The organism is Thiothrix sp. UBA5583 (assembly GCA_002425225.1).
Lineage (GTDB): Bacteria > Pseudomonadota > Gammaproteobacteria > Thiotrichales > Thiotrichaceae > Thiothrix > Thiothrix moscowensis.
In genome coordinates this window covers 1-22,330 of the sequence record DILV01000009.1, presented here as the reverse complement: position 1 = coordinate 22,330, position 22,330 = coordinate 1, and the positions used below count along the sequence as shown (strand labels likewise).

The following is a 22,330-nucleotide window of genomic DNA, read 5'->3' as shown; positions in this document are numbered from 1 at the left end:
GTTACCCCATGTTTGGTTTATGTGTTTTCGTTTTCGGTTTTGTTGGTAGCTGCGGTTGCAGCCTGTTGGTGCTTTGCCAGCAACCGTGCCACCGTTGACGGGTGGACACGGAACAGCCGGGCAGCATCTGCACCAGTCTTCTCACCTGCTGATACCAATCTCACAATTTCCTTCTGTTGCGGGTCGGTCAGCTTAGGTCGGCGACCACCTACCCGGCCTTCCCGCCTGGCAGCGTCCAACCCATGCTTTGTGCGTTCGCGCAACATGGCACGTTCAAATTCCGCAAACGAGCCAACAATCTGCATCATCATGCGTCCAGCAGGTGTACCCGTGTCGATGGCTTCTGTCAGGCTTTGGAACGCTGCCCCTGCCCCATCAATTTTTTCCAGGGTCAGCAGCAAGTCCTTCAGGGATCGGGACAGCCGATCCAGTTTCCAGACCACGACGGTATCCCCCTGGCGTAACTGACCCAGCAGCCGGTGCAGCTCCGGCCTGTCCCACCGGCCCCCGGAAGCCTTCTCCTGAAAAATCCGCTCACATCCCGCCGAGTGGAGGGCACTGATCTGGGCTTACATGCAAAGCCTTGTTCTGGCGTGTTGTGCAGAACCATTGCATAAACGTTCGTTTTTGCAACTTGTTTTATAGCTTATCGGGAACGTCTTGCTTTTTCTTAATGAAAATGGGACAGTAGAGACACAACATGATAAGTGCGGACTTGTACTGCACTACTGGCAACAACTTTAACTCTTGGTGCGTAAGACCTCCTCACGGGGCAGCCGGGTGTTTCTCCGCAAGGTTGTATGCCTTTTTTATTCACGATGGACGGGGCCATGAAGATACAGGCAACTGCGGCAGGCAAATGGACGCTGGAAGCGCCCCCAACAGGCATGGAAAGGTTCCGACTTGGAAAACGTTGGGGATGATGTCATGCAACGGGCTTTGTTTGCCGGTCAGGAACTGATTGCCATTAAAGAAGCCGATGAAACTGACCGGTTCGGGTTGCGGTATCTTGGTTTCAAAGCTACCGGCTTCATGACGATGGCGGCGGCGAAACAGGCTGCACCAGAATTTGCCCAACGTGTGCTGGGCAGGATGCTGGAGATGGTGTCATGAACACAGGGCGGAGAATCGGGTATGTGCGGGAAAGCCATGCCGGACAGAGCTTGGAAGAGCAGACCGAAAAGCTGCGGCAGCAGGGCTGTGAAGTAATCCAGGATAACCTGCCCTGGATAATGGGTTATTCCCGCCCTGGTGATGTTGTGGTGGTCACGCGGCTGGATCGGTTGGCAGATTCCATGCGCAGCCTTGGTACAGCCATCAGGTTACTGCGGCACAGGCAACTCGGGCTGATCGTGCTGGAACAGAATCTGGATACCACGGTGTCAGGTGATGTACTGTATGATGTCATGGCAGAGGTGGTAGCTTTTGACCGGAGCCTGACCAATGAACGGATCACCATCGGGCTAGCCAAAGCCAAAGCCCGAGGGATTGAGCCAGGCCCCAAGAAAAAACTGACTGCGGCAGAACTTGAAGCGCTGCGGCAGGAGTTCAACATCCCTGGGGTGAACAAAGTGGAACTGGCCCACAAGTTCGGGTTGCACCGGTCGAGCTTGTATCGGCTGATGCAGGGAAACAAACAATAGAGGAGAACTCAGGATGGATATACCCATACAGACCATTGCAATGGTAATGGCGATAGTCTTCTGGCTTGTGGTGCTTGCCCTGTTCTTTTCATGGCTGAATGAAAAGGTCAAAGCACATTATAGCTATCGACCCAAGCAGAATTCTTATAAAAAATGTCCAAGTAGACCAGCGTTAATGGAAGATGATATTGCTTTATTTGCAAACAACTCAATTTTCCCTAATAACATTGAACGAGGCATCAATCCTGCTACTGGGTATGTAATGATGGGTGGCAGGGTAGATATTGGAGGGAATATGTATGGCTCCAGCAGCAACCTTTAAGTGACTCTTGAAGGGACGCTTCATGTATTTGATGGGGAAACGCCTAACGAACAACAAGTACAGTTCCCCAGTTTGTTGCTGGACACCCCTGTACTAATGGGGTGCCATTAATCTAGGATCATGACCTCTTGATTTGTCCAGGTCTCCAGCCTTCATGTTCGGCCATCTTGCCAACCATCCGTGAAAACTGTTCATCACTTAGACTAGCAATTTTAGTATCAGGTGATACGCCAGCAGCAGCAGAAATGACTGATGCATAACGGTCGGTATCATTCTCAAAAGAGGGGGCATATTTAGACACCATCCCATGAATAGTGTAATTCTCATATTTTCCCCTCAACAAAGCTATCCGAGCTGCATCACCAGTCTCTTTATCAGGAAAAATTGCAAATCTCCCATCACTACCAGTTGCCCCATGTCTTTTGGCAAAATCCCCATATTCAAGGTTGCCAGGGTTGTTGTTCCTCCATGAACGTGAACCACCAACCCGAACTTCACCATTTGGGTATGAAATCTCCCTCCCCATAGTAGTATGGCGAACAGATACCTCGCCTTGTCGATTAACTGAACTATCACTCAGCGGGCTTTTTTTTTCCTCACCCCCATACATCTGTTCGTAGATCGACTGTGTTGTGCCCGCAGGCGTACCCAGCAGGTCACTACCCGCAACACGATCAAATCCAGCCTGATAGTCTGTACCCCAGTCTTGCTCCCGACCAGTACGGAGACGCTCCATCGAACCCGCAACCCCCTGGATGACGCCAGAGGCTGTTGCTGTCATATCTGTAACCCCTTTATTGGCAAACTGAAGGGCCGAATTGACGGGCTGTGGCAATACATCCATCACGTTGTCAGATATACGGTGTAAAGCAGCTTCTGGTGCTGACATATCCGCCATAGTCTGGATATTCTCACCCCTTGCCTGTGCTTCCGTTTGGATACCGTCACGCCCTAAGTGGATAACGCCGCGATCATTGGCCATGCCAAACTGGGTAGCATCACGGGTTGCTTGATAGCCTTGTGGGATGGCACTGTCCGAGTCAACCCCGGCCTTGCTGGCAGCCCCAGCCACCTGCCCTGCCCCTGCCACCTGATTGTGGGTAATACCTGTTTGACCTTGCGATGCCACCGCCCCTTGATAATCGGCGTAAGCGTTGTAGACAGGATAAGCTGCCGGGGCATCATCCAGCCCAAACAATGATGCCCCCCGCTCTGCCACAAACCTGTCCACCAGCCCATCCAGTTGCTGGATGGCAGCCGCGTTGCCCTGCTCTGCTTCCTGTTGCAACCCCAGGTATTGGCTGCGGCTCAGGCCAGAGAATGCCTGGATCGCGTTGTCAATTTTACCGGTGAAGTTAAAACCATGTTCTTCCATGCGAGCCTGTACCCGCGACCAGCTCTCGGCACGTTGCAGGGAGGCAGAGGCTTTTTCTGCCAACGCCTGGTTCTGTTGCAAGCCTGCCTGCATTTGCTGGGCTGCGGTATCCGTCACGCCATCCTGGTGGGTGGAGGACAATTGGCTGGAGATCTGTGTGGCGGTTTGCATTGCCTCCTTGAAACCAGATTGATTAGCCACACTAACGGCCTCATCATACGCTTCCTGGGATTTTGCATTAGCACCTGCCCCCAGCTTCACACCTTGAGAAGCGCCCGCCAACATACCCAAAGAAGTTTCGTATCCCAGGCCATGCCTGCCAGCAAAATCCCTAGCAACAGATTCCATTTTTTCCACGGACTGCGCCAGTTGGGTGGATTGCTGCTGGGTAGCCGTATCCTGGGTTGAATTGCCTGCACTCACCTGATGGCTGAAATTTTTCATGTTGCTGAACAATGAGGAAGTTGATGCCATGTATTCAACTGCATCCTGCCGGGCAGCCGTGACCGACTGCCCGGCCTGGGTGGTAATGCTGGACTTGACGGCCTCCCCGGTACTGGCGGAGAACGCATAACTGCTGACCTGCTGCTGGGTGATTTCCCCGCCATTTTGGGTATAGGTGTGTTTTGTGCCCATCCCGTCAGTATGGGTATATGTACCAAAGCTAGTGGATGGTGCAGTGTTCTGCGCCCACCAGTTTGCATTGCCCATGGAGGTATTGCCGAGGGAAATGTTGCCGGTCGTGGCTTCCTCAGCGCCCTTGGCAGCCGGGGCTTCGTAGCTGCCCATGACCTTCCCTGCCAGGCTGGCCATCATCGCCCCGCCCTGGTTGACGATCAGGTAGCTGATCATGGGGATCGACATCGCCATGTAGCCCGCAATCAGCGATATATCCGCCAGCGCCTGGTACAACCCGGTATTGGTTGCCATCGACAGCGCGGAACCACCGTCCAGCAAAGCCGTGGCACTACTGGCTGCGCGGGTACTGTATAAAGTCATGCCAAAATGCAGGATGGCATACAGGGGTGCCCACAGTTGCAGCCACAGTAACGCCTTGAGGTAGGTCATTACCACCTTGCTGGCGGCGGGCAACAACATCAGGGCAAACACCAGCGGGAAAATGCCATACACAAAGGCTTCAAAGATGTTACGGATCAGTGGCAGGGTGCGGCCTGCCAGCTCCCCCAGTACTGCATAAGTGGTACGCCGTTCGGTTTCCGCCCGCGCCACCGCAAAATCCTGGGCAGCAGCACCAGCATCCACACGGGTGGCAAAACTCTGCAATCCACGCGCCATGTTGGTGGCCATCCAGCTTTGCCGGATCGTCTGTTCGGCCGTCATGCTCATGCCAGTCAGGTGCTGGTAGGAGATCGGCAGTGCTGATGCGAATTGCAGCGCAGCTTCGCCAGGGGTAGCGCCCTTACCCAGCTTCTGCCCGTAGTAAACCTTGGCCTTGGCGATGGCTGCTGTCAGGTCAGCCGTAAGGCTATGCCCTGCCGGATTACTATCATCTGTTGTACCGCTGGCTCCTGCCCGGCAGCCAATAACTTCTGACCGTGCAGCACCACCGGTACGGTAGGCAAAACTCCGGGACTTCGAGGTATTAGCCTTGATATACTCCCAGGTATCCTGCGCAGACAATAGCTCATCAAATTCATACAGCCCCAGTAACACGTCATAAAACACACACGCCTGCCAGAACTCACTTAGGTTACGGGCAAGCCGGGCATCCGTCACCTGAAAGCGTGCGGACTCCATCATCAGGTGCTGCCCGAACAGCATCCCGGTTTTGGAATAGCTCAGGTCATCCGGCAAGGCAAACACCGTATCAAAGGTACGGGTCAGGTAGTCACCCACTTGGCTGAACGATCCGGCTGTCACTGCCAGTGCTAGGGGCACGTTGGCAACCACACGGGTAAAGGCCGGATTGATCCGGTCAGTCACGACCACATTGGCCTTGGGAACCATAAACCCCATGTAGACAAAGATCATGATGAACAGCCATTTGTAGTTCAGCTCCTTGCCAAACGCCCCTTCAATAATCACCCATATCAAACCGATCATGGCAACTACGGCCAGCAAGCTGGTGTAGTTGCTGTTTTGGGTGATGGAGGCTACAGCATTGAACACCGTATACAGGTATTCACCACCGCCATAGGTATAAATTTCCCAGTTCACTGCACTCCCCCCAGCTTGTTATTATCAGTTGACACCAAACATGACCGACTGGAACAAGCCGGGCGTCAAATTGCCTAGGATGGCTTTCTCCTGGTTCTGCACACTGGCAGAAAATGTCAGGGCATCATCAAATGCCTTACCCACATCATCCTTGTATTTGCGGATCTCGCTTCGCGCCTGAAAGATACCGTCCTTGAATGCCTGGAATTTTGCATCATCTTTCTCATTGGATTTGATCAGGGCTGATGATGCGGTCACTTTACCCAACAGGTCATTGAGATAGGTGGCAAGGATGTCCTTGGCAATCAACAGAGCATAGGTATCCACCGTGTTGGAAGCCGTACCCGGCAAATAGACAGCTTGTACCGTCAGATACTTGTAAACAGGCAAGGAAGTTGAAGCCAACAAGCCTTGTTGTTCCGCGCTGAGCTTGTCATCCGTAGTGATGTTTTTGTCGATAGCTTGCAAGATGTTCTGTACCCGCGTCACCAGTGCCTGCGGGGCAGGAATGTTCACTGTGCGCCCCGCTGTTACATCACGGCACTGCATTTCACCGAAACCATCCGCACAACCGACGATAGGGACACTTCCACCCTGCAACAGGGTATTCAGCAACTGTATCCCCTTACCCTCCATCAAAATGGAAGGAACGGTATGGGAGATAGTCAGGGCATCATCACCGACACCATTCTTGTAGGTAACAACTGTCCCGGAGAGGTTCATCATCACCTCTGCCACAGCCGTATTGCTACTGAAGAAGGCATTCTTCATCAGCGCCCGCCATGCCACATTGCCCTCGGTGGCATTGATGATGCTGGCAGGCGAGTTGGGATCACCATTATTATTGGTGCTGTTGCGCTCACCGCCCGTGGTACAGGCCATCAGTGCCTCGGCATGGCTCATGCCCTGCCCGCCTTGGGCAGCCGGGGCTGTTTTCTGGGCAAGGCAGGCTGACTTTTCACGGCTGAATTGGCTCAATGCCCCACCAACCAATCTGGCACCCTCCTCACAGGAATTAATCTGGAAATTGTTGAACTGCTGTGACCAGTCCTGGAGTTTTTCCAGGGTAGCAGTCAATTGCGGTGACAAGGATCGCATCCCAACCATAAAGCCATAACTGACAGCGGCTGAGCCTATGTTACGTAACATAGCCACCAGTTGTTCCTTGTTGATGAAGGAAAAACCACCGGCAAACAGGTCGATCCCGCCACACCCGGCACGGAAGGAGGGAAACTGGATACTACCTAGGGTATAGGTACGAGCAGGCACCCGTACAAAAGCCGAGCCACCCGTGTAGTAAGTGGCACTCTGTCCCTTGTAAGCCCCACCAGGGGTGACATTGGCATAGTTCAGGTCATCAAAAAAACTGCCCATGTCGCTGGCGAGATCAGCCTGGGCAGTGCCTGCCAAGAATACGGCGATTACCCATACCCGCAGTGTGTGTGTCAGCAACCTGAGAGTTTTCATGTTTGGCCTCCTGTCATGGCTGGATCGGGTTGGGTTGGGTTTTTAACCACGCCTCACGGCTATCCTGCTGGGCTTGCTGTGGGTTAGCACTGTGCTTGTTGAGTACCGTGTAGATACGGGTACGCAGCTCATCCCAGGTGATGAAGCCGTAACTGATGGGTTGGATGTCACGCTTTCTGGGTTCCACCAGGAACAGGGCTGGTACTGCCTCCACCTTCAACTCAACCGCCACTTGCTGGCTGGTCTTGAAATCCGGGAATTCCGGCAAACCCTGTCCATCCAGGGATACCGCTACGATATTAAAACCGTATTGTGTGGCAAACTGCTTGAGGATCGGAGCCAGCTTGTGGCAGTACGGGCAGGTGCTGCGGAAGAAAAAGAATAACCCGTATTGCTGGCTGGCTGAGCGCAAGAAATCCTCATTAATTGCCAGCTTGGCGTCATTGTAGGCATGGATAGCCTGGTCATCGGTTGGTTTAACCAGCCGGTAATCCAGTTGCGGGGTCTGCCACAACACTTGCTGCCATGTTTCGGCGAACCGCGCTGCCTGGGCTTGCGCCTGGGCATTCACCACCATGAACGCCTGCACGTTGGCTGGGGTCGGGTCTAGCACTGCCCGTGCCTGCGCCCGTTCAATCGCCTCTTGCACCTGCTTCATCTGTACCAACGGATCATTGGTGTCTTCCGCTGGTTTGGCAGGCGATACTGACATCACCGCTGCTGGTTGTTCCTCGGGTGGCTCCGGTTTGTCAGGATTGGCAGGTGGCTGTGCATACCAGAACCACCCCTGCTCACCCGACTGGTAGTACGGTATTGGGGCAAGGGCATCTCCCTCCCCCACCACCGGACTAGCATGGATCAGGGATGGCAGATTGAACAGCATCAACAGGGCAATGGCGGGGTACTTCATCATAGTATTCACCGCTTGCCGGGCAACTGCTGGAGAATCTTGTCCTTGATCAGGTCACTGAGGTTATCCATCCCCGGCTTGATCGCCTTGTCCGCATTGGTCAGTGCATCTGCGAAGAACTCACTGAAATCCAGTTTCCCAAAATCAACCCGTGCCAGTTCATCCGGGGTAAATCCACGGCAGACTGGATTCCGAGCGCTACCCCAGTCCAGTGGCACATAAGACCGTCCCTGTTCATGGATGATGCGTGCCAGCTTAGAGTTGAAACAACATGAAACGTTATAACGGTTGGGGAACAGGGATTTATCCTTGTACGTCCCCACGAAATGGCACAAACCCGCCGCCTGTTTTTCACCCAGAATAATTTCACTTTCGGAACACTGGGTCAGGTTCCAGCCGATTCCCCAGCCAGAATCCCTGCAACAGTTCTTAAACCCCAAGGCTGTCTTTTTGCATTTATAATTCTGCCCCGAAAAAATAAGCATGTTGCTGGTATCAAAATCTTTGGCCGCACTTTCCGCTGAACTTAGGTAGCTGGCTGCCTGACCAAAATCACCGTTAGGCGCATAGCTGCTGTCAAAACATTTATCCCCATCCATGCAGAACGCTTGCCCTGAACAGTCCTCAATGGTGCGCTGATTGCCGGAAGCCGTACATTGGTAGGTTTGTTCCCAAGCCACACAACGCCCGTACAAGGTTTCGTCACAGTGCGAGCCGGTTTGGGTGCAGCCCGCCTTGCGCAGCTCCGCACAATAATCATCCTCTCCCCGCTGATCCTGACTGTTGTAACACTGGTAGGTATCTGTGTATTGCCAACAGTCACGGCTGACATCCTCCCCATCCACCTGGTGGGGATTGACAGTATCCGTGCAGGCACTGGACTGCACCTCACAAGCGGGGTTGCTTGTATATGGGATACAATCATTGCCCCAAACATCTTCCCACTGGCTACATTGACAATCCATACTCACCACAAACCGGATAGGTATGGCTTCATCCAGTTTCCAGATAGAAAAATACGGACTGGCCTTGAATAACCCTGTCAGGTCAGACCCATGCCCATAATAGGCACCGTAACTACCTATAACCGTAGAGTTGCTATTTGTATCTATCCATACCGCCCGTCCATCTGTTTCTAGGCGAATTGCCCTGATATTGTCCAACTTGGAAAATTCCCAGCGTGCTTGCCACCACCAATGCCACCAGTACGTGGTCGCTGGCGTATATGTGATAGTCAGGGTATCCCCTGACAAAACAGGGATAATGCCAATATCTGTCATTAACGGAGATATTTGAACGCTATTTAAGCAGTCATCGCGTACTTTACAGACTGTTTCCAAGGTACGTTTACACTGAACCATCTCCGGTTTCAGATATTCCATGCAGGTATCGACTCCCATCCGTATCGGATCAGTGACCACCACCTGCCTGCACCCGCTATCTGCCCCTATCTTCCCTGCATCTGCCAGTAACTGGTCAGTTTTTCCCACCAGTGGATCATCCCTGCCCAGTTTGAAAACTGGACGGTTGAGGATGCTGTGGAGGGTCTGCCCACTGGCATTGTCCGGGGAGGCAGAGAACAACACTGACCGAGCTTTGTCTTCCAGCCCCATTCCGGCACTTTGATGCTGTACTTCTTCGGGATTGCCTGTGACAAACCCCGGCAGGGAGTCAGATGTTACGCCTGGCAAGGTAAAACTGGACACGCCAGTACTACCGAATTGTTTGCCAGCTTCCAGCGCAGCCGTCTGGGCAGGGTCAGCCAAGGCTTGCAGGATCAGCACTAACCATAACAGCATCGCCAGCACTAATACCCTGGACAAGGTGATGATGGCTGCCAAAAGCCTGGGATGGATGCCGCCCATATTCATGGCGTCCCCCCCTGCAATACCTTTAACCACTGCTGGACAGGGGTCTGCCAGTCCGGTACATCCTTGAGGTAGCCTGCAAACTGTTCCAGGGCATACGCCAGACGGACATCACCGCTGAGACGGACATGCCGAAAAACCGGGCAACCCTGACCTTCCACGCAAGCGGCTGGTGGCACGGCAGGCAGTACAAAGGTGGGCACTTGCCGGATACCCAGGCGCGAGAACAGAGTCGGGTCAATAACCATACCTGCCACGGCCTGCATCCCGTCTGGCAGGCTGGTTGCCTTGGGGTCAATCCCCTGGATTTCCAGCAAGCGCCCAGCCGTGGCTTGGACATCATCATCCACCAACCCGTTCAGCACCAGTTGCGCACCGATTTTGGCAGCATCTGCCAACAACAGGCGTAAGCTGGCATTAGGCATCGACATTGACACGAATACCAACGGTACAAGTGGTTGCTGCGGTGTGGAAGGGAACGTGATGGCATCAGCCATCAGCCTGTCGATCACAGACTGGGCCTGCTGTTGCTGGACAACACCCACTTGCCTGACTTCTGCCCAATCAGGCAAGGCCGGGACAGGCACGCCGCCACTGTCCAGTGCTTGGAGAGCTTCCTGCCAGCCGGGTGCTGGCGTATCCACTGGGATAGGTTGTCCGGTGGCAATACCCGGCAGCAGGGCAACCCATAATGGCAGGATTAAAAAGCGCAGCATAGGCGTCTCCTGAATATCAGGTAAGCAAAATCCTCCCGTCCCGGAAACTCCTTGCCCGCACCGCTGACCATCGTGGTACGCCCAAAGGTTTGGGGCTTTTGTTGGGTCGCCGGGATGGGGTACAGCATCTGCATCTTGTACTGGTTTTTCATGACGACCGGGGCAGGCTTGCTTTGGCACATGGCAGCATTGGTGCTGGTGTTGAGTGCCAGCAGTTGCTTGTGCATCTTCGTGAGCATCCTTTCCGTCATCAGGGTAGAAGATTCCACCCCGCCCGTGTGATGATGGCTGCTGCCTGTCATTGGGTAATTCGACCCCTGACAACCTGCACACCAGAACAGCTCCTGCCGGGAAAATCCAGCCGTAGCTGCCACACAATCGGCTCCGCAGGCTGCCTGTGCCACAGGGTTAGCGAACAGGGCAGCTTCCGGGCTTAACAGGGTATTGAGTTCATCGTCCTGCCATAACGGGTCAAGCTCGGTCAGGTACAGCATGTCGAAGCTCTCAGCCTGCACACAGGTGACACTGGTCAGCAGGTTCAGCCACGCCAAGACCGGATAGATGTAATAGTGGGCATGGTACATGGCCTTGCGTTCATCGCTGGCATCATTTGTGCCTTGGGCAATGCCGTAATCCCCCAGCGTAGCCCCGCCCAGCAGGGGGGAACAAAACGGCTTTTTCACCACTTCGGCAACCCTGGCAGGCTCCCAGAAACTGATGCCGATCCCGATTCGCACGAAAATTGGCGCTGGTGCCGGACAGGTGCAAATCAGCGGTGGCGTGTCACCATAATCTTCCTGCCCAAAACTGGCGGACAACGGGCCGATACGCAGCGGGAAAATCCCCTTCCAGTAAATGTCCGTGAGCGGGTTGGGGAACTTGCCCTGGCAGGTATTGGCTTGTACCAATGCAGGCAGTGTAACCACCAGGATAAGCAGCAACATGATGAGGCGCCTAGTCATGTACCACCACCTCTTCCAACACCAGCACCTGGCCTTGCTGACGCAACACCACCGGCAGGGACTCAATACGGAAACGTTTAGCCAGATACCCGCCCTGATCAAACCACAGCGGGGTTTTCCAGTCCTGCATCAGTTGCAGCACTTTTCCGGCAGTCAGGATTGGCTTTACTGGGCGCTGGCTGGAAGTGATGTACTGTTTTGCCCAAGCTAATTGCGCGGTATCCGTGCCATCAAACAATACGATGTCTTTGGATAACTGCATCATCGCCAACGGGTTGACTTTTGTACCCGCTTTGGCAAACACAGCACCATCGGCATCAGATAAGTCGTTTTCCAAGGTCAGGGTCATGTCAAGCGTGCGGGTACGGGCTTGGGGCGCACGCGGGTAATGCTTTCCGGGTGGCTCCTGGGCATACGCTTGCCAACGTTGCCGGGCATCCTCCTCAACCTTGTCCAGTTCCCCCGCCTGCTGTGCCTGCCGCAAGCGGGCCATCAGCACATCCAGCAGGCTGCGCTCCTGTACCGGATACACTTTGCCCATCACCCCAAGGTCATGGGATTCCGGGGCAGGTGTTGCCCAACTTGGTGCCAGCCATAACAGCAACAATCCGGGGATGACCCAGATCATAGGTTTAGAAAATACGGAAAGCACGCCCCACCACCTTGTCCTCGGTTATCAGGTCAATCTCGGCATACCGGGAGTCAAACGAATCCGGGTTCGGCGTCCACACAAACACCGACCCAGGCGGGATCACCCCACCCGCGCTGTGGGGCAATGCAATACCACCACTGGAGAAGGCTTTAGCAGTACCCATAGGTTGGCCATTGATGCTGAAATCCGTGCCCATGGGGTAATCTTCCCCAAAAACCACCACATCCCCAGGCACGCCTGCCACCTGTTTGATGAACAAGAAAGCAGTTGGGTAGAACGAGTTTTTGGGGGGGTAAAAACCGATGAGGTCGCCAGGCTTGAGGTTGGCAGTTTGCCCTAGAGATACCACATAAACCCACCCTGGCAGGCTGGTACTCAAATTAAGGCCGAAACGGGCATACGGAGAGACGAACCAAGGCAGGCTAGCCAACACACCCGCAAGGCATACCATCAACATAGCCAAGCAGGCGAACCGCCCAAGGAAGGCACGAAAAGCGGGCTGATCCCAGCGGGTCATGGTTGTCCACCTGTACTAAAAACAGGCTGCTGTGCCAGCGGGGGCTGTACGGGCAGTGCCACCGCTGGCGCATCAGATTGAACCCCTGGGCTGCCCATGGCAGCCACCATCCGCTGGCGCAGTTCACCAGTCAGGTCGGGAACCCCCGCCACAACAGCGGGTGCCACCAGCACCACGGCATGGTATTCCTCCGCCATTGCCCTGGATTGCACATCCAGTTGCTGGGCAAAGGCAGCCGCCAACTGTGTCCTGGTAGCGCCACCATCATCCTGCCGGGAGGCCAGCACCTGCACCTGTTCCGCCACCAGGGCAGCCAAATCCAGCCGGATAAAGACAGGTGGCGGAAACCAGATACGCACCAAGAGTAACGCAACCAATGCGCCCGTAAAGCCCGCTCCGATAAGCGTAACCCACGGCCTGATGGACTCAGAAAACTTTGCCAACCGTTGCATATCCCCCCCTTGTTTAGTGTCGCTGGGCGCTGGCCACCAGCCGTTCCAGAGCATCCGCGAGCGACAGACCAGCAGTCTGCATGTCCCGGATGGCCTGCACTTCTTGGGCTTTGGTGGAGTAAAGTTTTTCTGTAAACGGGTCTACGATCAGGCGTCCCACTGCTGTGCCATTAGGGCCACGGATCGCCACCTCGGAATACTTTCCCGCTTGGGTGTCAAGCGATAACAGCAGGCGTTTCAATCCTCCATCCATCAACATGTGTCCATGTTTTTCGGCAGCAGCGATGGTTTCAGGCTTCTGGCGCAACAGCAACACCCAGTCAGAGTTCTGCAAAGCTGCTTGGGCGGTGGATGACGCATGGTAATCCCCCAGTGCTTGGGTTATGGTCATGAACGCCCCGCCGAACTTGCGAGCGGTACGGTAGCCACGTTCCACAAACTCACCGGCATTGCCACTGCCCATCAAACGCCACGCCTCATCAATGATGCACAGCTTGCGCTGGCTGCGGTTGCCTAGGTACATGGCTTCGGTGATCTGCATGATTAACAACAGCAATACCACCTGTTGCAGGTCGGGCTTGCTGTCCAGCTCCCCCAGCTCCAGCACCACAAACGGGTTATCCAGGTTGATATTGGCCTTGCCACGGAAAATGCGGGCATAGGTTCCCTTAGCGTAAGGGTACAGCATTTGCCCCACTTCATTTGCAGCCCTGTCCGTGTGCTGCTCCAGCCACTGAGCTACTCCGGCAATTTCCCCATCATTTCCCTGCTGCCCCCATTCATGCTGGATCGCTTCTTCTAGATAGGCTTTCTGGAGGGCATCCAATGGCATGGACGGGGATGCCATCAACGCCAGCAGGTCTTTCAGTTGCGGCATTTCCATATCCATGCGCTGCACCCAGGTAAATGGGTTCAGCCGTATGCTGCGCTGGTCGGAAAAGGCAATGAACTCTCCACCCACCAAATGGCATAACTGCTCGTAGGAGCGGCCGGAATCAATCACCCAGCAGCGCCCACCCGTACCCAGCAGGGATGTCACCAGTTCCTGGGTCAGAAATGACTTGCCTGCCCCGGAGGTAGCCGCTACCGCAATATTGAAATTGCCCTTCTCGTTTGCAAATGGGTCAAAGTGCATCACTTGCCCGCGCCTTCCGACTAGCAACAACAAGGGTTGCCGATTGCCTTGCCATTCCGCGACCAGCGGCAAGGTGTTGGTGACTGAATTGGTCAGGAAAGTTGAGAACCGCCCCATCCGTGACATTTCAGACACAAAAGCAGGCCCACACATCAGCGGTAAGGCAGACAGGAACGCGGGCAAAGGCATGAAGCGGTCGCGGCTGAGCGACCAACCCTTGGCACTGAACAGCCCCTGTGCCTGCTGGCACACCTGTTCGGCTTCACCCGCACGAGCGAACAGGACAAGCTGGAAATGGCTATTGAGGATGCGGTGGCCTGCATCCAGTAGCTTACCCGTCGTAGCCCATTCCTCTTGACGCTCACGCCAGGCCGGGATAAACCGCCCCATGGGGGAACCAGCCATCTGGGTAGCCCTCACCGCTTTCATGCGAGCCTTGCTTTCGGCATCCACCGCATCCGGGACGTGGATCGTGGTAGTCATCAGGAATGGCCCGCCAAACCGTTGGGTATTAGCATAAAAATCCCCAATCAGCTCTGCCATCCTGTGCGCAGGCCACTCTCGCGGATACTGGCGCACCGAAAACGGGATCACCTCCACTGGCACACCTTCATGTATTAGTGCAAAACTGTCACGCCCCACCTGCAAGAGGGAATCAGGGGCAACAACCTGTTCACGCAGGGGCTTGTTACACTGCCATAAAAGTTGGCGTGGATGATGCAGGGCAGGATTCAGGATTGTATCCAGAAAGTTGATGAACGCCCCGGCATCAGCCGTCCACGCCACCATCTCTGCCGATTGCAAGGTGCCAAGAGCAGAGGCCCGCGTCCGCTGTAACCACTCTATGACTAACCTACCGACCTCTTCGCCTGCGTTGGTAGGGAGCGGCCTGCTGACCGTCATGAACAAGCGGAAATGGCGCAACAGCAAGGATTGCCCTGACAACAAGGACTGCCAGTTTGCAGGACGGAAATAAGCCGCTCGCCGCTCTGCTAGATGGCGGTAGATGCCCCCTTCGGTACGTGCATCCACCCATGCTTTCAGCATGGGGTCTATATCGGGTGACGCATACAGCAGAAACTGGATGACTGTCCCCTCCGGCAACCCTTGGGTAAACAGGCCATTCATGACCCTAGCCTGGTTTTCGGACAACCCACCGGCTGCCGGAAGCAGTTCCAGCATGAAACCAACGGCATCCTCGCCGTAGAACAACCCGGTAGCATCATCGTAGGCTTCATAAGGCAGCAGGTCTGCCACACGATAACGCTGCATCAATGCCTGAGCATCTGCCAAGGATGCAGGCATTGCCCCTTCAGCATAGGCAGTGGCTGGACTGGTTTCACGTAGCCAGTAAGCAACCATACCCGTCAGCCTATCCTTCCATATTTGTGGGATCATCGCAGTAACCACTGCCCGCTATCGAGCCGCAGGTACAGGTAAGTTTCATCATGCAGATCCCCCTGTGGGTCTTCCCAACGGTCAACCCAAACCCGGATATGGCGTGGACGGGTCAGGATCGGATTGCCGGGTGCTACCGTTGCCACTGGCTCAGCGGCAGATGCCTGCACCATAGCAGTACCACCTGCCGCACTAGCAGGTTTATTGCCCAGCGTACCATCGGCTGAGAGCTGGTAAACCTTGCTGACGGGCTTACAGCCGACCCCATTGGGCAACCCACAGGTAAAGCGTGGCGTTTTGAAGTCACTGAGTACGGAACAGCCTGCCTGGGTAGACAACAGCCCCAGTAACAGGAAGATAGCGAGTGTTTTTTTATTGTTTGGCATTGCCTTCCCCTTTTTGTAAAAAGCAGGGCCACCGGGGGAATACCCCGGCAACCCTGAGCCGCTAGGAGCCGTTGCCAGGCAGGTTATCCTGTTGGCCTGCCCGGTCTTGTACTGTTTTATCGTTGATGGTTTGCATGTCAAAAATATGCCCTACCACCAGATAGCGCCCGGATGGGTCGGCATAGAAGGTGTTGTTGTCGCCTGCACTAAAGGCGTACAACCCTGGAATCCCGGATTCCCATACCCGACTAATGGTGGTTGCTGGAAATGCTGACCTGATGTTGGCCTCAGCACGCTGGTTATGATGCTTTGCCCACCACTGCGGGGCAGGCAGCAAGGCAAACACAACTAGGAGCGGCAGAACTACTGCCAATAGCGACAAGCCCATGCGCTGGCTGGTCAACCTCATCATTCGTCCGCCTCCCCATCGCCCATGCCATTGGCAAGGATATTGGTTTCAAAGGCAAACCCCTCAGTCAGCACAATGTCCACGCTACGCCCACTGGCAACTTCGATAATGGGGTAGGTTTCATTAGCACGTTGCAAATACCAGTCAGCAACTTTCTCCAGAGTTTTGCCAAAGCCGTTGGCAACACCGAACTGGCCTATCTTGCTGGGGTCAACGGTTGTCACCGTCCCGGTCGTTGCAGAAGTTGATACACTGCTGTAAGCATCAGAAATGCCACTGCCAATGCCTCCGGCCACACCCGACACTAGGGCGCGAGCAATCATTTGCCCCTGCTTGCTGACCAATAATCCCCGGATACCGGCCTTGCCATCCTCTCCCGCGACATAGCCCTTGATGGCTTTGTCCACCACTTGCCCATTAACCAGAACGCAGGACATGCGTTCCAGTCGCAAGTAAGCACGCTCTGCGGATATGTCACCGTAACCAGCGGCGGTCATGTGGCAGGATCGTATGTTGGAGGCAACACGATTTGGCAAAGTACCATCATCCACCAACCGCAACAGCACCGGCTGCGGGTTGTTTTGGGCTTGCCCCCCTGTAGGCGCATCCAACCCCGACAACAATGTAGCAGAAACAAAACTTCCGGCAGGCAGGTAATCACCCACCGTATGTGGCTTGTCCTTGAATTGCTCCACCTCTTTTGCTCCCGCATTGGCATCAAGGTTGATGTTCAGGATGCCGGGCTTTTTCCCGTCCCCTTCTGCTGGGGACGGCTCTGGCAAGCCTGCCGGGTTCGCAGGGGGAACCGGGGTTCTGGCTGCTGGAACCGGTGTTGGAGGAGTAAGTGGCAAGGATGATGCGGGTAATGCACCTGGCACAGGTGGCAACACCATGCTGCCACCTGCTGCTTCGGAGCCTGCATCCCTACCCTCATTCTTGCTGTCTTCCTTGTTCGATCTGGTGTCCTTGCTGTCCTCCTTGTCCAAGCTGGCAGACGCACCAGCACCACCCTCCTTGCCATCCTTGACCAGTTTGGTCAGGGCATCCACTTGTTGCTGCATGGCGAGGTTTTGCTTGCGCATTTCCTCCAGAGTGGCCTCCGAACGAGTGATCCAGACATCTGCCGGATCAAGCACCTGTGCAGGTGTCGTGAACTGCTTGCTCACCATCGGGGTATTGGCCTGCTGTTGCTGTGCTGCATCCAGCTTACGCCCCGGATCAGACCACCACAGTCCAAAAATCACCATGGCAACCAGCACCCCTGCCACACCAACGGTCAGCAGCATTTGCCGCCGTTTGATGTTTTGTTGACCATCCATTACAGGCCATCCTCGGACTTGATGACATACACACGGGTTGTCTGGCCTACGGTCAGTTGCAACTCGTCCATGGCAACTGCCTTCACATCCAGCCCATCCCCCCCGGTCAGTGCTTCAAACTGGCGCTCATCCAGTATCAACTCGGCATCCGCTGTAAATTCGTACACTTCACCCGCCAGTGCCCCGGAATAACGCTCCAGCAAAACCAATTTGCCAGGCAGGCCAGCATCAACTGTCTGGTTGATAGCTTCTGCACCGGGCAAGGTTCCCAGTGCCATGTTACGCACCATCTCCTTCAAGGTTTTGACCCAGTTGTAAGGCCGTCCCTGCGTTGAGCCGAGATAAGACCCTCCCCCTACGCCCAACCGTGCATTGGCGTCACCCTGGGGTTGCAGCACCACGGAGCCAGCGGGCATGTTTTCGGGTCTGACCTGTATGGTATACGTCCCGCCCCGTTCGTCCTTGACAAAAACACTGAACGGCTCGGTACGCTTGTCCAACAAGCGCATGAACAACTGGCCTGAATCCTTGTCAGGTTCCACCGCAAAGCGGTCATCCGGCCCCCAAATCCGCGCAATCCGCCCACCCTCAACCGAGAAACGGGTCAGTTCGTCTGCTGACACCCCAACGGTCACGCTATCGCCATCACTGACCGGGAGGTTTTGGAGTGCCATGGCGGGTGCTGACAACAACAAGGCCAGCAACAGGTAAAGTTTCAGTTTCACGGTGATAAATCCCCCTGCGGTTTGTTCTGCCCACTCCGGTCAGGCACTTCCAGGAAATCGCGGATCAACGGTTGTTGCTGGCCCTGCGACAATTCCAAACGGTAGCTGCGTTGTTTTTGTTCGGTGACGTTCTTGCCCACAAAGACAGTCTGAATACCGGTAATCTTCACGGTCATTCCTTGTATATCCACTTGCTGCGGGAACCAAGCCGAGGACAGTTGGTTACGGGTCACACGGCCTTTATCTTCCTCGAAGCGGCTGGACAACTCACCGTAAACACCAGGCTCCACAAAGCGCAGGAACTGGCTGGCCTGATAGCCCAAGTTGGCAGGGTTGTAATTCAGCAGCAGGCCGCTGTAGTACATGGCCATCTGTTCCAGGTATTCCGGGGACAGTTCCCCCCCGGACACCCAGAAAGAACGGTGGAAATCCGGCGGTACGACAATGGTTTTTTCGGCTTGCCCCGTGGAACGCCACACTATCGCCACGAGGATCAGGTTGGTTAGCAGCAGCACGCCTGCCACCACTCTCAGGGCTGCTTGCTGGTAGCCGCTATTGGCTAGTTGTGACAGGTAGTGGCTGCGCCTCATCCTACGAACTCCCGCTGCCAGGACGGCACACGGGTTTTAATCCACCAATCCGATGGCGTGTACCAGTACAGGCAACGGATCACCATGCCCTTGCCACCACCATGCTTGATTTTGGAAAACCCCCGCGCCAACAACAAACCAACCAGTATCCCCGGAATGGGCGCATTGAACAGTGCTCCCAGCAAGGTGAAGACAATCACAATCACGGCAACGTCTGCATCCCAGAAAAACAACTGGGGCATATCATCCAGCCTGCGCGGCATGAAATGGCTCCTATCCGTCATCGCAACCCCTGCTCAGATGATGGCTGAATTGAAAATGGAGTTGATGATGCCAGGCCCCAAAGCCCCGAAGATCGCCAGTACCACCCCCAGAATCGCAATGGTCGCTTTGCCGGAACCGGCTGCCACCCCCAGCATGATCAATCCACCGACAATGGCGATGCCACGCCCCAGATAACCGGTAGCTGCGTCATACACAAAGTCGTAGAAATCTTTGAACGCCGCACCGCTGGTGGAAGCAGATGCAAGCACTGGCAGCAGCAACAGCAGCACTACAGTCAACACAAACATGATGGCCATACGCTTGTTAGGGCGGAAAGCCAGGGCAGGTAAAACAAACAGGGGAAAACTCAGGTTAGTACCCATAATAACCATCCTTTAATTGTTAGTGATTAGTAAATTAACTATATTTAGGATAGAAATCCTGCGCCATTTTTTCCCGGAGAGGCCAAACATGCCGAACGGCAAAAACTTGACAAAACGTGGAATCATTCACCGCGCATGGCTACAGAATTTATCAGCGCCACGGCGGGTAACATCCAGTTGATAACCTAGTGTTCCTACTGCCAATGCAGCCACTAATGGCACATTGGCAGTAGCGCCCGCTAATACAGCAAGGTTATTAACCGCCGCCCCTAGCTTGATGGCAGACAGTGCATGGTAAAAAGGTTTGCATTGCCCTGGTGCGTAGTACCGCACACCATATACAGCCCCATAACTTAACGCTGCGGACACAACCGCGACAGAAACAGCATCATTGCCGGATAACGCTTTTAACACCGGGTTTGCCTCAACAATGTTAGGGTTGGAACTGATCCCGATATAAGTGGACAGCGAATCTCCCCCAATGGCAGTATCCAGTACAGTGCATCCACCAATGGCAACACTCACGACGACCGAAAAAAACAGCTTTTTTATTTTCACGCTTTAAAGACTCTTGTTGTAATTTATAGGTTGTCTTTGGTCTGGCAATATCATTCTGCCTGCTTTCCAACGTGCTGCATGGAATCCCGCAAAATGGCCTGCAATGCCAGCGACATGTAACCGCAGATAACGACCCAGAACACCTGCCCCCAAAAACCGCCTGCAATCAGAGCAAAGATCCCATCCAGTTGACGGGTTCCAGCATAAAAAGCTAATGTCAGCACAACCGGGAGATAAGGTGATTGCCATGCATAGCACAGCCACACCCAAACGCAGTTATTGTGGTTTATCACCATGCTTTTTAACCTCTACGCACATGAAAGCAGCAGTCGGCGTGCCTGTGTCAGTGTTATCTCTACCCAGCTTCATGGTGGCTGCATTCATATCCCCCCTGCTGACATGCACAAGGCTTGTGACTCAAACCCATCCACCGTACTCATGGACACCTGCTGTGGCGTTGCCGCAAACAGCAGTAAAAGTACCCATTCACCCATAATTCCCCCTTGTATTGATTGTCATGATCGTAGCGGGCAAACATTCGGGTTGGCCCTCCCAATAACGTGTCGTGCGGGCAACCCAGCCAGGTAGCCAACGGCTCTCATGTGGACGGATACGCACACGATTCTCCAGCACAATGCGTGCAGAGATGGCAAACGCTTGCAGGGGTGAATAGTCTTGCTGCAACAGCATCACGCCCTCAAGAACATGCAGCAAGCCCCAAGGTCGTGAACCTAGGCCAGCGCCCTTGAAATTCAGATAATCAATGATGGCAAACCAGCCATCCGCCGATTGGGTCAGCCGTTGCAAGGCGGGTATCAGGTCAGGGCGGCGCTGCGTAATGTCATGCAAATTGTCGATGGCACGCTCAATGATGTAGCGGATCTGTACCTCGCCCGTGGCGTATAGCCAGTGCCGCAAGCGATTGATGCGTAAAGAGCCTTGTGCCAATTCAGTCAGATAGTGATCGCGGTCACGCCAAGGGTTGCCCTGGGCGATCCATAACGGAATCTGTACCTGTTGGCGGCGCATGTAATCCAGTAATTGGTCAAACCCTTGCCGGTTGTGTGTACCTGCGGGATACCAGGAGAAATGCCCAATCCCGACGGAAGCAAAACCTTCCCCGTTATGCCAAGCCAGCAGATTTTCAGATTTGCAGCCCGTTTCATTGGAGGCTAGTTTGTGGGCAATAGCGTCGATATAGGATACCGGCATACGCCAACGGGCAGGCTCAGCATTGACAACAGGAGCCAGTACAAACAACCCGAAAAGGCCAAAGAAAATGAGGTAAGCCCGCATCATGTATTTCTTGTTGTTTTGAAGGTTAAAGCAGAAAAAAGTATGGACACCACCAGGATGCCCATACCCACGCCAAAGGAACCGACTACCTAGGCGGATTACCAGCTAAGGCTATAACCGACCTTAGTCGCAGCCTTGCCGCCTTCAACTCCAGACAAACCTAAATCCAAACGACCTACATTCAGTTTTGTGGCAAAACCTACGCCAGCCGCTGTTTTACCACCGTAGTGACCTACAGCGATGCCAGCCGCTCTGGTTTTACCCGATTCAAAACCCACGAATGGCATAGCTAAAGAAGCCGCAACACCTTCTGCCACAGCTTTATCGGTATAGCTGTTGGCACTGGCCAGGGTGGCAGCATCGCCAGCCTGCATTTGCCCCAGATTAACTGCGTCATAACGCTCAGTACCGTCAGCAACATTGTGGATACCACCAGTGGGGTTGCCATCCACATCTGTACGCAGTGAAATACCACCATCTGTATCAAACGGTACAGAATTGCTCAAGCCCTCTTCAACAGAGGCAATACGCATCATGCCTTGCCGCAACCCGCCTTGAATATCAGCGATGTCCATTGAATTCTGAACACCCATATCCAACGCAGCACCTGCCATACCCTTAGCTTCTTGAGCCGCGACATTCGCACCTACCGCCAAGTCAGTTACCGCTGTAGCAACCCCTAACGCCTCATTCGCTGTACTTTGAGCGGCTTGTGCTGCGCCTTGAGCCGTGTTTGCTGCCGATTGAGCAGTGGCAACACCCGCTTGCAGTGCAGCGTCACCCGCGATACGGGCAGTAGTTTCTG

At 54.5% G+C, this 22,330-nt stretch carries 25 protein-coding genes; 3 read left to right on the top strand and 22 right to left on the bottom strand.

The features are described from left to right. Positions 1-17 precede the first annotated feature (17 nt). Positions 18-563, bottom strand: a complete 546-nt coding sequence (locus B2U47_RS02395; RefSeq protein ID WP_296676523.1) for a recombinase family protein — start codon at positions 561-563, stop codon at positions 18-20. A gap of 340 nt (positions 564-903) precedes the next feature. On the opposite strand from B2U47_RS02395, the gene B2U47_RS02390 reads away from it, so the two are divergent. From B2U47_RS02390 to B2U47_RS02380, 3 genes are read left to right on the top strand one after another with little or no spacing between them, the layout of a single operon-like run. Continuing rightward, positions 904-1,113 carry a hypothetical protein gene (locus tag B2U47_RS02390; RefSeq protein WP_296676274.1) on the top strand — a complete coding sequence of 70 codons (210 nt, stop codon included), beginning with the start codon at positions 904-906 and terminating at the stop codon, positions 1,111-1,113. Continuing rightward, complete coding sequence (locus B2U47_RS02385; RefSeq protein ID WP_296676271.1) at positions 1,110-1,643, top strand: recombinase family protein; 534 nt, start codon at positions 1,110-1,112, stop codon at positions 1,641-1,643. The genes B2U47_RS02390 and B2U47_RS02385 overlap by 4 nt, the downstream gene beginning before the upstream one ends. 13 nt (positions 1,644-1,656) lie before the next feature. Continuing rightward, complete coding sequence (locus B2U47_RS02380; protein WP_296676268.1) at positions 1,657-1,965, top strand: hypothetical protein; 309 nt, start codon at positions 1,657-1,659, stop codon at positions 1,963-1,965. Between the two features lie 118 nt (positions 1,966-2,083). Here B2U47_RS02380 and B2U47_RS02375 read toward each other — a convergent pair whose 3' ends face one another. The 21 genes from B2U47_RS02375 to B2U47_RS02275 all read right to left on the bottom strand — a co-directional run. Then, complete coding sequence (locus tag B2U47_RS02375; RefSeq protein WP_296676266.1) at positions 2,084-5,518, bottom strand: conjugal transfer protein TraG N-terminal domain-containing protein; 3,435 nt, start codon at positions 5,516-5,518, stop codon at positions 2,084-2,086. Between the two features lie 24 nt (positions 5,519-5,542). Beyond that, entirely contained in the window at positions 5,543-6,985 is a 1,443-nt protein-coding gene (locus tag B2U47_RS02370) for a conjugal transfer protein TraH (RefSeq protein WP_296676265.1), read from the bottom strand. 13 nt (positions 6,986-6,998) lie between these two features. Further along, positions 6,999-7,898 (bottom strand): type-F conjugative transfer system pilin assembly protein TraF, encoded by a 900-nt coding sequence (gene traF, locus B2U47_RS02365; protein WP_296676263.1) that lies wholly within the window; start codon positions 7,896-7,898, stop codon positions 6,999-7,001. A gap of 5 nt (positions 7,899-7,903) precedes the next feature. Next, a complete protein-coding gene (locus B2U47_RS02360) occupies positions 7,904-9,766 on the bottom strand; it encodes a conjugal transfer protein TraN (protein ID WP_296676261.1) in 1,863 nt (620 codons plus the stop codon). Beyond that, on the bottom strand, positions 9,763-10,479 hold the full coding sequence (gene trbC, locus B2U47_RS02355) for a type-F conjugative transfer system pilin assembly protein TrbC (RefSeq protein ID WP_296676257.1): 717 nt from the start codon (positions 10,477-10,479) through the stop codon (positions 9,763-9,765). The genes B2U47_RS02360 and trbC overlap by 4 nt, the downstream gene beginning before the upstream one ends. Continuing rightward, positions 10,464-11,441: a TraU family protein gene (locus B2U47_RS02350; RefSeq protein ID WP_296676254.1), complete on the bottom strand. Its 978-nt coding sequence runs from the start codon at positions 11,439-11,441 to the stop codon at positions 10,464-10,466. Before B2U47_RS02350 ends, trbC begins: the two co-directional genes overlap by 16 nt. Continuing rightward, positions 11,434-12,069, bottom strand: a complete 636-nt coding sequence (gene traW, locus B2U47_RS02345; protein WP_296676248.1) for a type-F conjugative transfer system protein TraW — start codon at positions 12,067-12,069, stop codon at positions 11,434-11,436. Before traW ends, B2U47_RS02350 begins: the two co-directional genes overlap by 8 nt. Before the next feature lie 4 nt (positions 12,070-12,073). Then, positions 12,074-12,610, bottom strand: a complete 537-nt coding sequence (locus B2U47_RS02340; protein ID WP_296676246.1) for a S26 family signal peptidase — start codon at positions 12,608-12,610, stop codon at positions 12,074-12,076. Next, entirely contained in the window at positions 12,607-13,062 is a 456-nt protein-coding gene (locus B2U47_RS02335; protein WP_296676244.1) for a TrbI F-type domain-containing protein, read from the bottom strand. Before B2U47_RS02335 ends, B2U47_RS02340 begins: the two co-directional genes overlap by 4 nt. 13 nt (positions 13,063-13,075) lie before the next feature. Then, on the bottom strand, positions 13,076-15,595 hold the full coding sequence (gene traC / locus B2U47_RS02330; RefSeq protein WP_296676241.1) for a type IV secretion system protein TraC: 2,520 nt from the start codon (positions 15,593-15,595) through the stop codon (positions 13,076-13,078). Then, positions 15,592-15,981 (bottom strand): TraV family lipoprotein, encoded by a 390-nt coding sequence (locus tag B2U47_RS02325; protein ID WP_296676238.1) that lies wholly within the window; start codon positions 15,979-15,981, stop codon positions 15,592-15,594. Before B2U47_RS02325 ends, traC begins: the two co-directional genes overlap by 4 nt. Before the next feature lie 61 nt (positions 15,982-16,042). After that, positions 16,043-16,393, bottom strand: a complete 351-nt coding sequence (locus B2U47_RS02320) for a disulfide isomerase DsbC N-terminal domain-containing protein (RefSeq protein WP_296676236.1) — start codon at positions 16,391-16,393, stop codon at positions 16,043-16,045. Further along, a complete protein-coding gene (locus B2U47_RS02315) occupies positions 16,390-17,709 on the bottom strand; it encodes a TrbI/VirB10 family protein (RefSeq protein WP_296676233.1) in 1,320 nt (439 codons plus the stop codon). Before B2U47_RS02315 ends, B2U47_RS02320 begins: the two co-directional genes overlap by 4 nt. Next, positions 17,709-18,434 (bottom strand): TraK domain-containing protein, encoded by a 726-nt coding sequence (locus B2U47_RS02310; protein ID WP_296676231.1) that lies wholly within the window; start codon positions 18,432-18,434, stop codon positions 17,709-17,711. Before B2U47_RS02310 ends, B2U47_RS02315 begins: the two co-directional genes overlap by 1 nt. Next, entirely contained in the window at positions 18,431-19,024 is a 594-nt protein-coding gene (locus B2U47_RS02305) for a TraE/TraK family type IV conjugative transfer system protein (RefSeq protein ID WP_296676228.1), read from the bottom strand. Before B2U47_RS02305 ends, B2U47_RS02310 begins: the two co-directional genes overlap by 4 nt. Next, the gene (gene traL, locus B2U47_RS02300; RefSeq protein ID WP_296676225.1) at positions 19,021-19,287 is read right to left on the bottom strand and encodes a type IV conjugative transfer system protein TraL; all 267 of its coding nucleotides are present in this window, start codon (positions 19,285-19,287) and stop codon (positions 19,021-19,023) included. Before traL ends, B2U47_RS02305 begins: the two co-directional genes overlap by 4 nt. A 33-nt stretch (positions 19,288-19,320) precedes the next feature. After that, a complete protein-coding gene (locus tag B2U47_RS02295) occupies positions 19,321-19,671 on the bottom strand; it encodes a hypothetical protein (RefSeq protein ID WP_296676223.1) in 351 nt (116 codons plus the stop codon). 126 nt (positions 19,672-19,797) lie between these two features. After that, on the bottom strand, positions 19,798-20,229 hold the full coding sequence (locus tag B2U47_RS02290; RefSeq protein WP_296676220.1) for a hypothetical protein: 432 nt from the start codon (positions 20,227-20,229) through the stop codon (positions 19,798-19,800). 50 nt (positions 20,230-20,279) lie between these two features. After that, positions 20,280-20,525, bottom strand: coding sequence for a hypothetical protein (locus tag B2U47_RS02285; protein ID WP_296676217.1), 246 nt, complete (start codon positions 20,523-20,525; stop codon positions 20,280-20,282). Between the two features lie 190 nt (positions 20,526-20,715). Next, the gene (locus B2U47_RS02280; protein WP_296676215.1) at positions 20,716-21,528 is read right to left on the bottom strand and encodes a hypothetical protein; all 813 of its coding nucleotides are present in this window, start codon (positions 21,526-21,528) and stop codon (positions 20,716-20,718) included. A 95-nt stretch (positions 21,529-21,623) separates the two neighbouring features. Next, on the bottom strand, positions 21,624-22,330 hold a 707-nt coding region (locus tag B2U47_RS02275), incomplete at its 5' end, for a hypothetical protein (RefSeq protein ID WP_296688226.1).

What these genes read in the sequence shown, in the direction of transcription:
- B2U47_RS02335 (WP_296676244.1), bottom strand. Translation starts at nt 13,062, where the DNA reads ATGCAACGGTTGGCAAAGTTTTCTGAGTCCATCAGGCCGTGGGTTACG.
- B2U47_RS02385 (WP_296676271.1), top strand. Translation starts at nt 1,110, where the DNA reads ATGAACACAGGGCGGAGAATCGGGTATGTGCGGGAAAGCCATGCCGGA.
- B2U47_RS02280 (WP_296676215.1), bottom strand. Translation starts at nt 21,528, where the DNA reads ATGATGCGGGCTTACCTCATTTTCTTTGGCCTTTTCGGGTTGTTTGTA.
- traF (WP_296676263.1), bottom strand. Translation starts at nt 7,898, where the DNA reads ATGATGAAGTACCCCGCCATTGCCCTGTTGATGCTGTTCAATCTGCCA.
- B2U47_RS02350 (WP_296676254.1), bottom strand. Translation starts at nt 11,441, where the DNA reads ATGACTAGGCGCCTCATCATGTTGCTGCTTATCCTGGTGGTTACACTG.
- B2U47_RS02325 (WP_296676238.1), bottom strand. Translation starts at nt 15,981, where the DNA reads ATGCCAAACAATAAAAAAACACTCGCTATCTTCCTGTTACTGGGGCTG.
- B2U47_RS02305 (WP_296676228.1), bottom strand. Translation starts at nt 19,024, where the DNA reads ATGAGGCGCAGCCACTACCTGTCACAACTAGCCAATAGCGGCTACCAG.
- B2U47_RS02315 (WP_296676233.1), bottom strand. Translation starts at nt 17,709, where the DNA reads ATGGATGGTCAACAAAACATCAAACGGCGGCAAATGCTGCTGACCGTT.
- B2U47_RS02285 (WP_296676217.1), bottom strand. Translation starts at nt 20,525, where the DNA reads ATGGTGATAAACCACAATAACTGCGTTTGGGTGTGGCTGTGCTATGCA.
- B2U47_RS02380 (WP_296676268.1), top strand. Translation starts at nt 1,657, where the DNA reads ATGGATATACCCATACAGACCATTGCAATGGTAATGGCGATAGTCTTC.
- traL (WP_296676225.1), bottom strand. Translation starts at nt 19,287, where the DNA reads ATGCCGCGCAGGCTGGATGATATGCCCCAGTTGTTTTTCTGGGATGCA.
- traW (WP_296676248.1), bottom strand. Translation starts at nt 12,069, where the DNA reads ATGATCTGGGTCATCCCCGGATTGTTGCTGTTATGGCTGGCACCAAGT.
- B2U47_RS02360 (WP_296676261.1), bottom strand. Translation starts at nt 9,766, where the DNA reads ATGAATATGGGCGGCATCCATCCCAGGCTTTTGGCAGCCATCATCACC.
- B2U47_RS02295 (WP_296676223.1), bottom strand. Translation starts at nt 19,671, where the DNA reads ATGGGTACTAACCTGAGTTTTCCCCTGTTTGTTTTACCTGCCCTGGCT.
- trbC (WP_296676257.1), bottom strand. Translation starts at nt 10,479, where the DNA reads ATGCTGCGCTTTTTAATCCTGCCATTATGGGTTGCCCTGCTGCCGGGT.
- B2U47_RS02370 (WP_296676265.1), bottom strand. Translation starts at nt 6,985, where the DNA reads ATGAAAACTCTCAGGTTGCTGACACACACACTGCGGGTATGGGTAATC.
- B2U47_RS02320 (WP_296676236.1), bottom strand. Translation starts at nt 16,393, where the DNA reads ATGATGAGGTTGACCAGCCAGCGCATGGGCTTGTCGCTATTGGCAGTA.
- B2U47_RS02340 (WP_296676246.1), bottom strand. Translation starts at nt 12,610, where the DNA reads ATGACCCGCTGGGATCAGCCCGCTTTTCGTGCCTTCCTTGGGCGGTTC.
- traC (WP_296676241.1), bottom strand. Translation starts at nt 15,595, where the DNA reads ATGATCCCACAAATATGGAAGGATAGGCTGACGGGTATGGTTGCTTAC.